At 60.6% G+C, this 15,173-nt stretch carries 12 protein-coding genes and 1 pseudogene; 6 read left to right on the top strand and 7 right to left on the bottom strand.

The genetic code is table 11. The features are described 5' to 3' along the window. Positions 1-14: 14 nt before the first annotated feature. Entirely contained in the window at positions 15-1,478 is a 1,464-nt protein-coding gene (gene zwf / locus HF916_RS32265) for a glucose-6-phosphate dehydrogenase (RefSeq protein ID WP_168792911.1), read from the bottom strand. A 543-nt stretch (positions 1,479-2,021) separates the two neighbouring features. Between zwf and HF916_RS32270 the strand changes: the two genes are divergently transcribed. The 4 genes from HF916_RS32270 (at position 2,022) to HF916_RS32285 (ending at position 6,466) form a co-directional block, all read left to right on the top strand. Beyond that, the gene (locus tag HF916_RS32270; RefSeq protein WP_168792912.1) at positions 2,022-3,269 is read left to right on the top strand and encodes an ABC transporter substrate-binding protein; all 1,248 of its coding nucleotides are present in this window, start codon (positions 2,022-2,024) and stop codon (positions 3,267-3,269) included. 202 nt (positions 3,270-3,471) lie between these two features. Beyond that, positions 3,472-4,410: a carbohydrate ABC transporter permease gene (locus tag HF916_RS32275; protein ID WP_168792913.1), complete on the top strand. Its 939-nt coding sequence runs from the start codon at positions 3,472-3,474 to the stop codon at positions 4,408-4,410. Beyond that, entirely contained in the window at positions 4,400-5,257 is an 858-nt protein-coding gene (locus tag HF916_RS32280) for a carbohydrate ABC transporter permease (protein ID WP_168792914.1), read from the top strand. The genes HF916_RS32275 and HF916_RS32280 overlap by 11 nt, the downstream gene beginning before the upstream one ends. Positions 5,258-5,350: 93 nt before the next feature. Next, positions 5,351-6,466, top strand: a complete 1,116-nt coding sequence (locus HF916_RS32285; protein WP_168792915.1) for an ABC transporter ATP-binding protein — start codon at positions 5,351-5,353, stop codon at positions 6,464-6,466. Between the two features lie 85 nt (positions 6,467-6,551). Here HF916_RS32285 and HF916_RS32290 read toward each other — a convergent pair whose 3' ends face one another. Together HF916_RS32290 and HF916_RS32295 are read right to left on the bottom strand one after the other, a co-directional pair. Further along, complete coding sequence (locus HF916_RS32290) at positions 6,552-7,466, bottom strand: LysR family transcriptional regulator (protein ID WP_168792916.1); 915 nt, start codon at positions 7,464-7,466, stop codon at positions 6,552-6,554. A gap of 137 nt (positions 7,467-7,603) precedes the next feature. After that, positions 7,604-8,263: a glutathione S-transferase family protein gene (locus HF916_RS32295; RefSeq protein ID WP_168792917.1), complete on the bottom strand. Its 660-nt coding sequence runs from the start codon at positions 8,261-8,263 to the stop codon at positions 7,604-7,606. 287 nt (positions 8,264-8,550) lie between these two features. Between HF916_RS32295 and fliD the strand changes: the two genes are divergently transcribed. Then, entirely contained in the window at positions 8,551-10,059 is a 1,509-nt protein-coding gene (gene fliD / locus HF916_RS32300) for a flagellar filament capping protein FliD (RefSeq protein WP_168792918.1), read from the top strand. A 66-nt stretch (positions 10,060-10,125) separates the two neighbouring features. On the opposite strand, the pseudogene HF916_RS32305 reads toward fliD, so the two are convergent. Then, a pseudogene (locus HF916_RS32305) lies at positions 10,126-10,320 on the bottom strand (trimeric intracellular cation channel family protein); the annotation flags it as partial. Between the two features lie 434 nt (positions 10,321-10,754). Here HF916_RS32305 and HF916_RS32310 point away from each other — a divergent pair. Next, positions 10,755-12,473 (top strand): GmrSD restriction endonuclease domain-containing protein, encoded by a 1,719-nt coding sequence (locus HF916_RS32310; protein WP_168792919.1) that lies wholly within the window; start codon positions 10,755-10,757, stop codon positions 12,471-12,473. An 80-nt stretch (positions 12,474-12,553) separates the two neighbouring features. On the opposite strand, the gene HF916_RS32315 is transcribed toward HF916_RS32310, so the two are convergent. The 3 genes from HF916_RS32315 to trxB all read right to left on the bottom strand — a co-directional run bounded on the left by HF916_RS32315 (position 12,554) and on the right by trxB (position 15,140). Then, a complete protein-coding gene (locus tag HF916_RS32315; RefSeq protein WP_168795726.1) occupies positions 12,554-13,174 on the bottom strand; it encodes a trimeric intracellular cation channel family protein in 621 nt (206 codons plus the stop codon). Between the two features lie 13 nt (positions 13,175-13,187). Continuing rightward, the gene (locus HF916_RS32320; RefSeq protein ID WP_168792920.1) at positions 13,188-13,949 is read right to left on the bottom strand and encodes a Smr/MutS family protein; all 762 of its coding nucleotides are present in this window, start codon (positions 13,947-13,949) and stop codon (positions 13,188-13,190) included. 189 nt (positions 13,950-14,138) lie between these two features. After that, the gene (gene trxB / locus HF916_RS32325) at positions 14,139-15,140 is read right to left on the bottom strand and encodes a thioredoxin-disulfide reductase (protein WP_168792921.1); all 1,002 of its coding nucleotides are present in this window, start codon (positions 15,138-15,140) and stop codon (positions 14,139-14,141) included. Positions 15,141-15,173 lie beyond the last annotated feature (33 nt).

Consider the following 15,173-nt stretch of genomic DNA (forward strand, 5'->3'; position numbering starts at 1 on the left):
CGTGCCGCCGTGATTCAATTCTCTTCTTCGAGCCAGTAGGTGCCGTGCTGCGCCAGCATCGCGCTCGATGCAGCCGGTCCCCACGTGCCCGATGCGTACGGCTTGGGCGGCTTGTTCGACGCCTTCCATTCGTTCAGGATCGGTTCGACCCAACGCCATGCGGCTTCCTGCTCATCGCGCCGCACAAACAGCGCAAGGCGGCCGTTGATGACGTCGAGCAGCAACCGCTGATACGCCTCCATTTGTCCTTCGCGGAAGAACTGGTCGAACGCGAGATCGAGGTGGACGCTGGCGAGGTTCATGCCTTCGCCGGGCTGCTTCGCGAGACAGTAGAGGCGAATGGTTTCGTTCGGCTGCAGGCGGATCACCAGACGGTTCGCGCCGGCGCGCAATGCAGAGGCGCCGAGCGCCGAATGCGGCACTGCACGAAAGTTCACCACGATCTCGGCGACGCGATCGGCGAGACGCTTGCCGGTGCGCAGGAAAAACGGCACGCCGGCCCAACGCCAGTTTTCGATCTCGACCTTCAGCGCAACGAACGTTTCGGTCGCGCTTTCGTGCTTCACGCCGGGCTCCGTTGCATACGCCGGCACGGACGTGCCGCGGATCACGCCCGAATGATACTGCCCGCGCACGGCGACCTTGCCGATATCGCGCGGATCGATGGGCTTGAGCGCGCGCAGCACGCGCAGCTTTTCATCACGCACCGAATCCGAATCCATGGAGTGCGGCGGTTCCATCGCAACGATGGAAAGCAGTTGCAGCAAATGGTTCTGCACCATGTCGCGCAGCGCGCCGGTATTGTCGTAGAAGTCGCCGCGTGCTTCCACGCCGAGTTCTTCGGCAATCGTGATCTGAATGCTCTCGACCCACTCGCGACGCCACAGCGGTTCGAACAGCGCATTGCCGAAGCGCAGCGCCAGCAGGTTCTGCACCGGTTCTTTACCGAGGTAGTGGTCGATCCGGTAGATCTGTTCTTCAGCGAAGATTTCGCCGACCGCATCGTTGATCGCATTCGACGACTTGAGGTCGTAGCCAAGCGGCTTTTCCAGCACGATGCGCGAATTCTCGTTCAGCCCGACCGATGCCAGCGCATGGCAGATCGGCACGAACAGCGACGGGCCCGTTGCCAGATAGAACACGCGGATGCCAGGCAAGTCCTGGATGGCGTCGCGCAAATGCACGAAGTCTTCCGCTTTGCCGAGGTCGATGTTTACGAACTCGATGCGCTCCAGAAAGCTCGCCCATGCCGTTTCGTCCACACCGTTCTTCGACACGTGCGGTTTGACGTGCTCGTTCACCCACTGGATGTACTCGCCGCGATTCGTAGCGTGCCGCGCCACCGCGACGATCTTGCCGCTGTCGGCCAGCATGCCGCCTGCACGGTGTGCTTCAAACAGTGCGGGCAGAATCTTGCGCATCGACAGATCGCCGGTGCCGCCGAAGAGAACGAAGGTGAAGCTTGAATCGGTTTGCATGAGTCTCCGTCGATATCCTGGGGCCGCGGAAGGTGAGCGAAAGCGCGACCGTAGTCCGATAAAATATTTTTTGACACTGAATTGTAGTTTAACTACAATCCAAATCAAGAGGTAGCGCTAATTCGATGAAAAAAGCGTGCGCTAAGCGTCAAGATGCGCGTTTTCCCGAATCGGCAGGCGTCCCCTGCATGTTAACGGACATTGCGTGTCGGCACGTGCCAGCATGCCCCGGCGGCCCATACGGAAAGCCGGGGAGTTGAGCGGCTTTCCGTAAGGGTCGGCACCAGGTTGACGTGCAAGGCACCTCGAGTCTGCCGCGCGAAGCGGGCAGGCAAAAATCAAAAGAGGAGACAGTCAGTTGCATCCCGAACCACTCATCTCTTGAGCTTCCAGCGGCCGAAAATCGGTCAGCCGGCACATGCCTCGCGCATGCGCCCGACCGTGCTCGATCGCCCAGTGTTTTGCCTGTTTGAACCAACCACAGCACCCTGGCGACATCAGGGGCCATTTGTTTTTTGTTCAGGTGTCTGGAGGAGATAAACAATGAAATTTCGCGCGATCATGGGCGCTTTGTGCGCCGCAGGTCTGATGTGTGGCGTCTCGGCCGTGCAAGCTGCCGAGTCGATCGAAGTGTTGCACTGGTGGACCTCGGGCGGCGAATCGAAAGCCGTCGGCGTCCTCAAGGACGACATGACGAAGCAGGGTTACACGTGGAAAGACTTCGCGGTTGCGGGCGGCGCAGGTGCGGCTGCCATGACGGCACTCAAGACGCAGGTGATCTCGGGCAACGCGCCGAGCGCCGCGCAGATCAAGGGTCCGCTGATCCAGGACTGGGCGCAGCAAGGCGTGCTCGTGCCGATCGACTCGGCCGCTGGCGACTGGAAGAAGAACCTGCCGCCGGAAATCGACAAGATCATTCGCGCGGACGGTCACTATGTTGCAGCGCCGTTCTCGGTGCACCGCGTGAACTGGCTGTACATCAACAAGGCAGCGCTGGACAAGGCGGGCGGCAAGGCGCCGACCACGTGGCCTGAGTTCTTCGCGGTGGCCGACAAGATGAAGGCCGCGGGCATCCAGCCGATCGCGATGGGTGGCCAGCCGTGGCAAGACCTGACGCTGTGGGAAGACGTCGTGCTGTCGCAAGGCTCGGGCTTCTACAAGAAGGCGCTGGTCGACCTTGACGAGAAGACGCTGACGTCGGATCAGATGGTCGGCGTGTTCGACACGGTCCGCAAGATCCAGGGTTACTTCGACGCGGGCCGCACGGGCCGTGACTGGAACCTGGCAACGGCCATGGTCATCAACGGCAAGGCCGGCATGCAGTTCATGGGCGACTGGGCGAAGGGCGAATTCGCCAACGCCGGCAAGAAGTCGGGCTCGGACTACATCTGCGCCGCTGTGCCGGGCACGGAAAAGTCCTACACGTTCAACGTCGACTCGTTCGTGTTCTTCCAGCAGAAGGGCCAGAAGGCGGCAACGCCGGGTCAACTCGCACTGGCGAAGACGATCATGTCGCCGGAGTTCCAGGAACAGTTCAGCCTGAACAAGGGGTCCATCCCGGTTCGTCTGGGCGTGTCGATGGCCAAGTTCGACGACTGCGCGAAGAAGTCGTACGCGGATGAACAAGTGGCGATCAAGTCGGGCGGCTATGTGCCTTCGCTGGCACACGGCATGGCGCAACCGGATGCAGCAGCCGGCGCGATCTCGGACGTGGTCACGAAGTTCATGAACTCGCAGCAGGATTCGAAGAGCGCAGTTGCCGCGCTCGCGAAGGCAGCGAAGACCAAGTAAGTTGCGTCAAACGAAGCGGCGCGCCCGGCGGTTCATCAGCGGGCGCCGGGCGCGCCCTTCGTGTCGCTGATTACCGGGGTTTTACTCGTTGCATTGGCAGGCGGCTTCACCCTGGTTTCATAGAGTCACACCTATGTCGCTCCGGCCTCGCGTTTTTTCAGCGTGAAGGTCCCGGCGGCACAGTTTCAGCAGGAGTCGAGTAGTGACTGCTTCTATCAGCGGAAACGGGAAAACGGCCACCGTGACCCGCCGCACGTCGCCGATGGCGGCCCTTGCCGATCGCTGGATTCCGAAGCTGGTGCTCGCACCCAGCGTCGTGATCAGCCTGGTCTTTGTGTATGGCTTCATCGCCATTACCGGCTTTCTGTCGCTGTCCAATTCGCGACTGATGCCACGGTATGAATTTGTCGGTCTCGATCGTTATCGCGAGCTGTTCGATAACGATGTGTTCTGGACGTCGGCTGCCAACCTCGGCTGGTTCGGCATCCCGTTCATCGGTATTTGTATCGGTCTCGGTTTGTTCCTCGCGATCCTGCTCGATCAGCAGATCCGCAACGAAGGCGCGCTGCGCGCCGTGTTCCTGTACCCGATGGCGCTCTCGTTCATCGTGACGGGTACGGCGTGGCAATGGATCATGACGCCGAGCATCGGCCTCGAGAAGGTGTTTCACGACTGGGGCTGGACGAGCTTTTCGTTCGGCTGGCTGGGCGACCCGGACAAGGCGATCTTCTGCGTCGTGATCGCGGCCGTGTGGCAATCCGTCGGCTTCGTGATGGCGCTGTTCCTCGCGGGCTTGCGCGGTGTCGACGCTGAAATCTTCAAGGCCGCGCAAATGGACGGCGCGGGCTTGCCCACCATCTACCGCAAGATCGTGATTCCGAGCATGCGCCCGGTGTTCTTCTCCGTGCTGCTGATTCTCTGCCACATCACGATCAAGACCTTCGACCTGGTCGTTGCGTTGACTGCGGGCGGTCCGGGCACTTCGTCGTCGTTGCCGGCTATTTTCATGTACACGTTTTCGTTCAATCGCGGGCAGCTGGGCGTCGGCGCGGCATCGTCAATGATGATGCTCGCCACTGTCGTGGCCGTGCTCGTGCCGCTGATGTATCTGGAATCGAGGAGCACCCGCAATGCAGCCTAAGATGACGATCAGCCGTGCCGTCATTTATGCGGCCTTGATTCTGTTTGCCCTGTACTTCCTGTTCCCGCTGTACGTGATGCTGTCCACGTCGTTCAAGGACATCGATCAGCTGCGCAGCGGCAACCTGCTCACGCCGCCTACGCACTGGACCATCGACCCTTGGATCAAGGCATGGAGCGGCGCTTGTACGGGCGTGCGTTGCGACGGCATGCAGCCGTTCTTCATGAACTCGGTGCGGATGGTGATTCCCGCCGTGCTGATCTCGTCGATCATCGGCGCGTTCAACGGTTATGTGCTCACGCACTGGCGTTTCCGTGGCGCGGATCCGATCTTCACGATGATTCTGGTCGGCTGTTTCATTCCGTTCCAGGCGATCCTGCTGCCGATGGCGCGCTTCGAAGGCTTCCTCGGCCTGTCGAACACGACCACCGGTCTGGTGGTGGTGCACGTGATCTACGGTATCGCCTTCACGACGATGTTCTTCCGCAACTTCTACGTCAGCATTCCGGCTGAACTCGTGAAGGCGGCGCGTATCGACGGCGCGGGTTTCTTCACGATCTTCACGAAGATCCTGATGCCGGTTTCGCTGCCCATTTTCATGGTGTGCCTGATCTGGCAATTCACGCAGATCTGGAATGACTTCCTGTTCGGGATTGTGTTCTCCGGTGTCGATTCGATGCCGATCACGGTGGCGCTGAACAACCTCGTGAACACCTCGACCGGCGTGAAGGAATACAACGTGGACATGGCCGGTGCGATCATCGCGGCGTTGCCCACGCTGCTGGTCTACATCATCGCCGGACGCTATTTCGTGCGCGGTCTGACGGCGGGCGCAGTGAAGGGCTAAACCATCCGAGCGCGGCGGCGCGGCTTCGAGACTCGGCCGCCGCGACCCGAAGAACGTTTTCAAGCAGTACCAGAGACAAAGAGGATTCACAGCATGGCAAGCCTTTCCATCCGTGACGTGTACAAAACTTACCCGAACGGGGTGCCGGTCCTGAAGGGTGTCAACATCGACATCGAAGACGGCCAGTTCCTGATTCTGGTCGGCGGTTCGGGCTGCGGGAAGTCGACGCTGCTCAACATGATCGCCGGCCTCGAAACCGTGACCAAGGGCGAGATCCAGATCGACGGCAAGACGGTGAACAACCTGTCGCCGAAAGATCGCGACATTGCGATGGTGTTCCAGTCGTACGCGCTGTATCCGTCCATGACGGTGCGCGAGAACATCTCGTTCGGTCTGAACATCCGCAAGGTGCCGAAGAACGAGCAGAAGCAGATCGTGGACCGCGTGTCGAACACGCTGCAGATCACGCATTTGCTCGACCGCAAGCCGGGTCAACTGTCCGGCGGCCAGCGTCAGCGCGTGGCCATGGGCCGTGCCTTGGCGCGCGATCCGGTGATGTTCCTGTTCGACGAACCGCTGTCGAACCTCGACGCCAAGCTGCGGATCGAGATGCGTTCGGAAATCAAGCTGCTGCATCAACGCCTCGGCACGACGATCGTCTACGTGACGCACGATCAGATCGAAGCCATGACGCTCGGCGACCGCATTGCGGTGATGAAAGACGGCGTCGTGCAGCAGTTCGGCGCGCCGCAGGAAATCTACGATTCGCCGTCGAACCTGTTCGTGGCCGGCTTCATCGGCGCGCCGCCGATGAACTTCATCCAGGGCAAGCTGGTCGAGCAGGGCGCGGGCGTCGGGCTCGAACTGGATACGGGTGTCGCACGCACGGCGGTGAACCTGCCGTTCGACTCGGCGAAGGTGAAATCGCATGTCGGCCGTGACGTGATTCTCGGCCTGCGTCCGGAGCGCATCACCGACGCGCGCGGCGCGCATGGCGACAACGCGAAGCTGCAGCCGATCGAAGTGAAGGTCGACGTGATCGAGCCGACTGGTCCGGACACGCTGGTGTTCGCGCAAGTCAACGGCAAGCGCATTGTGAGCCGCGTGCACCCGGCGTCGAATCCGCAACCGCTGACGAATACGACGCTGTTGTTCGATACGTCGAAGGCGGTGCTGTTCGATCCGTCGAATGAAGAGCGGATTGCCTGATCACGAAGTCCGATTGCGTTAGAAGAGAAAAGCCCCATGCGTTTCGCAACGCATGGGGCTTTCTTGTTTTACGTGCTTCGCTTCGTTAGTTCGTGATGCGCAGATCCGGATTGTTGCGCGCCAGTTCTGTGACCCATTCGATGAATGCACGCAGCCGCGAACTCAGATTGCGGCGATGTGCGTAGAGCACCGAGAGCGGCGTGCCGGGGCTCGTATAGTCGGTGAGGATTTCCTTCAGCGCGCCTTGCGCGATCAGATCGGCGACCATGAAGCGTGACGGCTGGATGATGCCGTGACCGAGCGCGGCCGCGCCGATATAGACCGAGCCGTCGTTCACCGCGAGCACGCTCTTGAGCGACACCTTGGCGATCTCGCCGTCCACCTGGTATTCGAACGGGAACGTTCTGCCGGTGCGCGCCGACACGTAGTTGACCGCGCGGTGCTCACTCAGTTCTTCGAGCGTGGTCGGCTCGCCGTATTTCTCCAGATATGCCGGCGACGCGCATGTGACGATCCGCGCCTGACCGATCCGCCGCGCGACGAGACTCGACTCCTCGGGCGTGCCCATGCGGATCACGCAATCCACGCCGTCCTGAATCAGATCGATGTTGCGGTCGGCGAGGCCGAGCCGCACGTCGATCTCGGGGTATTGCCGGTAGAAATCGTCGAGCGCGGGCAGCAGCAGCGCGCGGGCCAGCGTGCCGGACGTATCCACGCGGATCGTGCCAGCCGGATTTTCGCGCTTGTTGGACAGTGACGATTCGGCGTCGGTGACTTCGGCGAGGATGCGCACGCAGCGCTCGTAGAACAGCGCGCCGTCTTCGGTGACGCTGACCTGGCGCGTCGAACGATTCAACAGACGCACGCCGACGTGTTCCTCCAGCGCCTGGATGGTACGGCTGACTTTGGCGCGGGGCAGGTCGAGCGACTCGGATACTTTGGTGAAGCTGTTCGCCTCGACCACACGCGTAAATATCTCCATGGCTTCGAAACGGTCCATGTTTTGCCTTAAGGTTGATTGGCGGAATTAGGTTTCGATGTGAAGTGTATAGGTTGGGAAAATTGTTGTCGCAAACCGTTAAGGTTACGTGGCGCAGGCGCTCGTCTTTTGCGTGACACGAGCGCGCAGCCGTCCCTTTAATCGCGGTCCGGCGCGCCGAGCGGGAAATACGCGCGATACGGGCGCGCTTCGTCCACCGCGCGGGCGAACGACGGCCGCGCCAGCAGGCGCTTGCGGTAGGCGAGCACGTGCGGAAACGCCGAGCCGATGGCGTGCGTCCAGTCGGCGTAAAACAGGAACGGCGCGGCGCCGCAATCGGCGAGGCTGAAGGCGTCGCCGGCCGCCCATTCGCGTTCCGCCATCACGTTGTTCAGCCAGCCGTACGCGGTGTCGAGCATCGTGCGCGCATCGGTCACGGCGTGCGGGTCGCGCTCCGCCTCCGGGCGCATGCTGTCGTAGACGATCTTTTGCTGCGGCGTCGAGATGTAGTTGTCGAAGAAGCGGTCCATGCTGCGCACTTCCAGCGCGGCGCGGGCGTCGGCCGGCAATAGCGACACCGGGCCGGAGTGGTACAGGCCCAGGTACTCGATGATGATGCTCGCCTCCATCACCGTCCGGCTGCCGTCGACCAGCACCGGAAAGCGCTTGATCGGCCACAGCGCGGCGAATTCGGCCATGACTTGCGGGTCGTCGTGCGCCAGCAGGCGCAGCTCGAATGGCGTGCCGTTTTCGTAGAGCGCGGTCAAAACCTTCTGACAGTAGGAAGAGAAGGGATGGGCGTAGAGCTTCAGGGTCATCGTGGTCACCTTGGGCGGTTGCTGATTCTGGGGTGCGCTGCGGCGCGACGACGGCCAAACGGGCCGCGTTTACCTCACGACGAACGGCGGTGGCACCAATCGACAGCCTCGACGATTCATCCACCCGCATTCGTTACGACAAAACGTCACAAAACTATGAAGAAAGATGGTGTAATATTTGAAAACTTTGTAAGAGACGCCGACGTGACCGGATAAATGGCGCAACAGAAGCAGCCCGGGACGTCACTCAATGAATAACGAAAAATTCGACGTACGGGGAGCTTTACATGTCTACCATCACGTCCTCGGTGAATAGCGCGACGGCCAACGCGCAAAGCCAGGTCCAACAAGCAGCGCAATCCATTATCAGCGGTTCGACCGGCAATTCGTCGATGGATGTGTCGAGCCTGGTCTCGGCGCTCGTCAATGCCAAAACGGCGGGTCAGGCGGCGTCACTGCAGGCAAGGCAGACCACCGACAACACCACCTTATCCGCCTACGGCGCGCTCACTTCGGCGTTGTCCGCCTTGCAGGCGGCGATCAAGAATCTGTCGGACGGGACCACGTTGTCCACCTTCGCGGCCACCGCGAGCGGCAAAGGTCTGGACCCGAAAGCGGGCCCGGGCGCGGTGGCTGGCAGCTATACGATCGACGTGACGCAGATCGCCTCGTCGCAGAGTCTTGCGTCGGCGGCGTTCGGCGCGACGACCCAACTCGGCACCGGCACGTTGACGATCTCGGTCGGCGGCAAGTCGATGGACGTCTCGATCGACAGCACCAACAACACGCTGAGCGGTATCGCCACCGCGATCAACAAGGCGTCCAACAACCCGGGCGTCACGGCGACGATCGTGACCGGCACCGGCGGCGCTCACCTCGTGCTGCGCTCGGCCACCACCGGCTCGGCCAACACGATCAACGTGGCCACCAGCAACGTGCAGAACGACGCGGGCTTGTTGAGCCTCGGCGTCACCTCGACGCCCGGCGCGAACGGCGGGGCGTCCACGATCGTGTCGTCGGACGCTGGCAATGCGTGGCGTCAGAGCGAAGTGGCGCAGGACGCGTTGCTCACTATCGGCGGGATCGCGGCGCGCAGTGCCAACAACGCCGTCACCGATGCGATTGCCGGCGTGACGCTGAACCTGTCGAGCGCGTCGGTCAGCAATCCGCAAACGCTGACGATCGCGCCCGATACCACCGCGCAGAACACGGCCATCACGAACTTCGCGAACCTGTACAACACCGTCGTCACCACGATCAGCAAGCTGTCCTCGTACGACAAATCGTCGAAGACCGGCGGCGCGCTGCTCGGCGACTCGACGCTGCTGACGGTCAAGAATGCGCTGGCGTCGATCGTCGCCGGCGGCGTGGGTAAGGGCACTTCGGTGGTGAGCCTCGGGCATATCGGCATCACGCTGAAGGGCGATCCCGCGGACGGCACGCTGGTCGTCAACAACGCGAAACTGACGACGGCGCTCAACACCAGTCCGGCGCAAGGTGCCGCCTTGTTCAACTCGACCGACGGTGTCGGCGCCAAATTGAACAAGAGCATCAACGAGTTCACGCGGACGGGCGGCATCATCGACACGCGCAACAGTGCGCTCAACGCCGACCTGAAGAGCGTCACCGCGCAGCAGGGCAAGCTGAGCGACTACGCCACGCAATTGACGAAGCAGTATCAGAGCCAGTTCACTGCGCTGAACACGTTGATGGCGAGCATGAACAACAACTCGGCCTACCTGACGGCGCTATTCGGCGGCTCGAAGAGCGCGGGCGCGCTGGCGACCAACAAGTAGTTTGAATGAGGCGGCGGCGCGTTGCCTGTTTGCGGGTAATGCACCGCCGTTTGGCGATTCATGTGGTCAATGCGGCAAACGCACATTGAAGCGGAACGTCACGAGCCGCGCGAGCAGGATGAAGGCGGTGGCGATCAGCACGCTATAGACCGTGTCGAAATCGATGTAATCCAGCAGCACATACAGCCAGCAGCCCACGAACGCACACGTCGCGTAAGGCCGTGAGTCGCGCAGAATCAGCGGCACTTCGTTGCGCAACACGACTTTTTGATCGGTGCGCGTGTCTGCCAGCAAGAGCAGACCCGGCTAGCGCGTGCGCGGCATCTTTGCAACTTCGGGTAATTGCGGGAGGTTGCGGCCAAATGGTTCGGTTTTTCTCGCAAGGAGCGAACCCAAATGAGGTCGACGTTCGCCAAGGCCGCGGTTGAGCCTATCGGCCAAACGCCACCTGAATTCACCGAAGATTCATCGGCTGGATCGCTGTAGCTTTCTGAAAACGTGGAAATCCCCCAGTAATTGTCATATTTGATTGCAGGATTTGCCGTTTGCTTAATTTTCCTTGCAAGCGGCGTTAGCATCATGGAGGTCCTGCTTCGTCATTCTCAAATGCCCGAGAAGATCGAGCTTGAGCCGGTTTTACTTGCGCTTGCTCACGAGTCGATAAGAGCACTTGTTATGACGATAAAGGAATAATTTTGTCCAAAGCAGAAGCATCCGTAGACGAACTTGTATCGATGATTGAGCGTGGCGAACTTCGACTGCCTGAAATGCAACGCCAGTACGTTTGGCGTTCAACGCGAGTCCGCGATTTGCTCGACTCTCTTTATCGTGGGTATCCCTCCGGCGCGATCCTACTCTGGGAAACAAATGAAGAGATCGCGTTGCAGGATTTTGCGGTCGGCCAAAGCGCGAACCCGTATAAGAGCACGCGTCTGCTGCTCGACGGCCAACAAAGGCTTACGTCGCTGTCTGCGGTAATCAGAGGTGAGCCAGTCCGGGTGCGCGGGCGCCTACGGCCAATCGATCTCCTTTTTAATCTCGAACACCCTGACCAGCTTGCCTTGGTGACCGAGGTAGAAGAAAACGGCTCGAACACGGAAGACGTTGAAGAAGAGGACGACATCACGAGTGAGGACGCGGACTCTGATGAAGATGAACTTCTCAAGCGCTTTAACAAAATGACCTTTGTAGTATCCACGAGAAAGCTGGAACAGATGCCTCAGTGGGTGAAGGTCTCTGAGGTATTCAAGAATGACAGTGATGCGCCTTTTCTAAAACACGCCGGCGTTTCAGACTTTGACGACCCGCGTTATGAGCGGTATAGCCAGCGTTTAGCGAAACTGCGAGCCATCCGAAAATATGTGTATCGGATGGACGTACTAGAACGGACGTTGTCGTACGATGAAGTCACCGAAATTTTTGTTCGAGTGAATTCGTTAGGCGCGAAGCTCCGAAGTTCTGATCTGGCACTTGCTCAAATTACCGCTAAGTGGCGACATTCTTTGCAGATTTTTTTGGATTTTCAGGCGGATTGTGCAAAAAGGGGCTTTGACCTGGATCTTGGGCTTCACCTTAAGAACTTGATGGCATTTGCGACGGGTCAGTCGCGCTTTCTCACAGTGGGAAGCCTGTCGGCTGACAAACTGAAGGCCGCCTGGAAGAGTTCCTGTGAAGGTATGCACTTCGCTTTGAATTTTCTGAAGAGCAACGTTGGGATCGAAAGTCCGGCTCTTCTATCTTCGCCTTTTCTGTTGGTGGTCCTTGCTTATTTTGGGCACCTGCATAAGTACAGAGTGAAATCTCAGGAGGCCACTCAGCTACGTCATTGGATACTGGTAGCCAATGCCAAAGGGAGATTTTCTCGCGGATCGAGCGAGACGATCCTTGATCAAGATCTCGCAATCATCCGGGACGGCGGCAATGTCAGAGACCTCATCGACAGGCTAAGATTGCAATTCGGTCGCCTCGACATCGCCCCGGAGGAGTTGGAAGGGCGGAGTCAGCGCAGCGCGCTTTTCAAAACGATGTTCCTCGCTTTTCGCGCAGCGGACGCAAAAGACTGGCACTCAAACCTTGCGATTGCGTTGGATCACTCGGGGAATCAGCATCAACTGCAGTTCCATCACATTTTTCCCAAGAAACAACTTTGCAGGGACTACTCTTCGCGAGAAGCCGATGACATTGCAAATTTGGCGTTTATCGGTGGAAAGACAAATCGTGCGATCAGTGACAAGCTACCGTCAAAATATCTGCCGTCCTACATTGCAGAACACGGCCGGGAGCCATTTGTCGCTCAGGCAATTCCGACGAAGGACTCATTGCTCGAGCTGTCGGCGTACAAGCAATTTCTCGTCCAACGACGCAAATTGATCGCCGCCCGGCTTAATGATTTTTTGGAAACCAGCCGGACATGACGAAGCAAGAGAAGGTAAAGTTTTTGCGAATTTTCTAGAATTTACTGTCAGGTTAGGTGCGGCTCACGTGGCTTAAGGCGTCAATGCGGCAAACGCACATTGAAGCGGAACGTCACGAGCCGCGCGAGCAGGATGAAGGCGGTGGCGATCAGCACGCTATAGACCGTGTCGAAATCGATGTAATCCAGCAGCACATACAGCCAGCAGCCCACGAACGCACACGTGGCGTAAGGCCGTGAGTCGCGCAGAATCAGCGGCACTTCGTTGCACAGCACGTCGCGAATCACGCCGCCGAAAACGCCCGTCAGCACGCCCATCATCACCGAGGTGAACCACGGCATTTGGGCGTCGTGCGCGATCGACGTGCCCGCGATGCTGAACAGGCCAAGCCCAATTGCATCCGCCACCAGCAGAACCCGCTCGGAAATCAGGCGCGACGTCATTTTCAACAGCGTCGGCGCGAACAGCGACATCACGAAGATCGCGATCAGATAACCCTGATGCTCGACCCAGTAGAAGGGCCGCCGCTCCAGCAGCACGTCGCGCAACGTGCCGCCGCCGAAGGCCGTGGCGATCGCCACGAGAAACGTGCCCACGGCGTCGAGCCGGCGGGTTTTGGCTTCGATGAAACCGGAAATGGCGTACGCGAAAATCGCCAGCGCCTCCATGATGGTCAGCGCGAGCGTCAGCCTCGGATGGATCACCGTGGCTCCGTCAGGCTTTGGCGTGAGCCGGCATTGCGCCCGGCTGCAACAGCACGACCACCGCGCCGGCGCCGCCGTCGTGCGGACGTGCCTGGCAGAACGCGATGACCTCGGACTTCTGCACGAGCCACGCGCGTACTTTGCCCTTCAACACGGGCTCCTTGCCGATCGATCCCAGACCCTTGCCGTGAATCACGCGCAAACACCGCAAGCCGCGCTTCACCGACTCGCGGATGAATTCCGCCAGCGCCTCGCGCGCTTCCTCGCGCCGCATGCCGTGCAGGTCGATTTGCGCCTGCACGATCCAGTCGCCGCGCCGCAGTTTGCGCACGACTTCCTGACTCACGCCGGGGCGGCAGTACGACAACGTCTCGTCGGTTTCAAGCAGGATTTCGGGATCGAACTCGTCGGAGATCGCTTCGTGCAGCACGGCTTCTTCGTCGAGTTGGGTTTGGACCGGCAGCGGCGGCGGGGGATTGCGCGGCAGCGTAGCGCGCGGCGGCACGGCTAGCGGCGCGACCGCGCCGATCTCGCGGCGAAACAGATCGGCGTCCGCCGAGGCTTCGCGCTGCACGACCGCAGCGGCTACCCGTTCGCGCTCGCGCCGTTGCGTGTCGACTTTGAGTGCGTCGCGCAACGCGCCGAGGCCGGCGAGGCCGGCCGCCGGATCGAGCTTCGGCTCGGCGGCGGCGGGCGCAGCCGGTTCGGGCGCGGGCCGCGCGACGGCTCGCGCGCGCTTCGGTTCGCTCGGATGGGGCTGGTTTTTCGGCATAGGGCGTAAGACACGCAGAAAAAGTAGATCGGTCGCGCGACGTTTTCCCGCGACCGGAATGCAAAAAGGCCGCCGGCTTGGCAGCCGCGGCCTTCTTTCAAGCTGGCGGCCGGGCGATGCCCAGCCGTCATTTTACCGTCGCGCTAATTTTCCGGCCGGTTCGCACACCGGCGCGGCCGCCGCCGGTGATTAACGCTCGGCTTCCTGGCTCATCGCGTGCTCGCCGGCCATCTCGTCGATGGTTTCCAGATAGCGTTGCGCGTCGAGCGCGGCCATACAACCCGTGCCGGCGCTGGTGATCGCCTGACGGTACACGTGGTCCTGCACGTCGCCCGCGGCGAACACGCCCGGCACGCTGGTGGCGGTCGCGAAACCGTTCAGGCCGCCCTTGGTGATGATGTAGCCGTTCTTCATCTCCAACTGCCCCGCGAAAATGTCCGTGTTCGGCTTGTGGCCGATCGCGACGAACAGGCCCTGCAACGCGATGTCCGTGGTTTCGCCGGTTTGCGTGCTCTTGATGCGCAGGCCGGTCACGCCGGACTGGTCGCCGGTAACTTCGTCGAGCGTGTGGTTCCACTTGATCTCGACGAGGCCTTCTTTCTCTTTGGCCAGCAGGCGGTCGATCAGGATCGGCTCGGCGCGGAACTTGTCGCGGCGATGGATCACGGTCACCTTCTTGGCGATCCCGGACAAATAGAGGGCTTCCTCGACCGCGGTATTGCCGCCGCCGATCACGGCCACATGTTGTTGCTTGTAGAAGAAGCCGTCGCAGGTGGCGCAAGCCGACACGCCCTTGCCCATGAACGCTTCTTCCGACGGCAGGCCGAGATACTGTGCCGATGCGCCGGTCGAGATGATCAGCGAGTCGCAGGTGTATTCGCCCGAGTCGCCGATCAGGCGAATCGGCTTCTCATCCAGCTTGGCCGTGTGGATGTGGTCGAAAATGATTTCGGTGTTGAAGCGCTCGGCGTGCTCCAGGAAGCGCGCCATCAGTTCCGGGCCTTGCACGCCGTTGCCGTCGGCGGGCCAGTTTTCGACGTCGGTCGTGGTCATGAGCTGACCGCCCTGGGCGAGACCCGTGACGAGCACCGGCGCGAGGTTGGCGCGCGCCGCGTAGACCGCGGCCGTGTAGCCGGCGGGACCGGAACCGAGAATCAGAACCTTGGCGTGTTTCGTGGAAGTTGCGGGCATGATCGAATCCTTTTACGGCGCCCGGCTCGCCCA

Source organism: Paraburkholderia aromaticivorans (assembly GCF_012689525.1).
In the GTDB taxonomy this organism is placed as follows: Bacteria; Pseudomonadota; Gammaproteobacteria; order Burkholderiales; family Burkholderiaceae; genus Paraburkholderia; species Paraburkholderia aromaticivorans_A.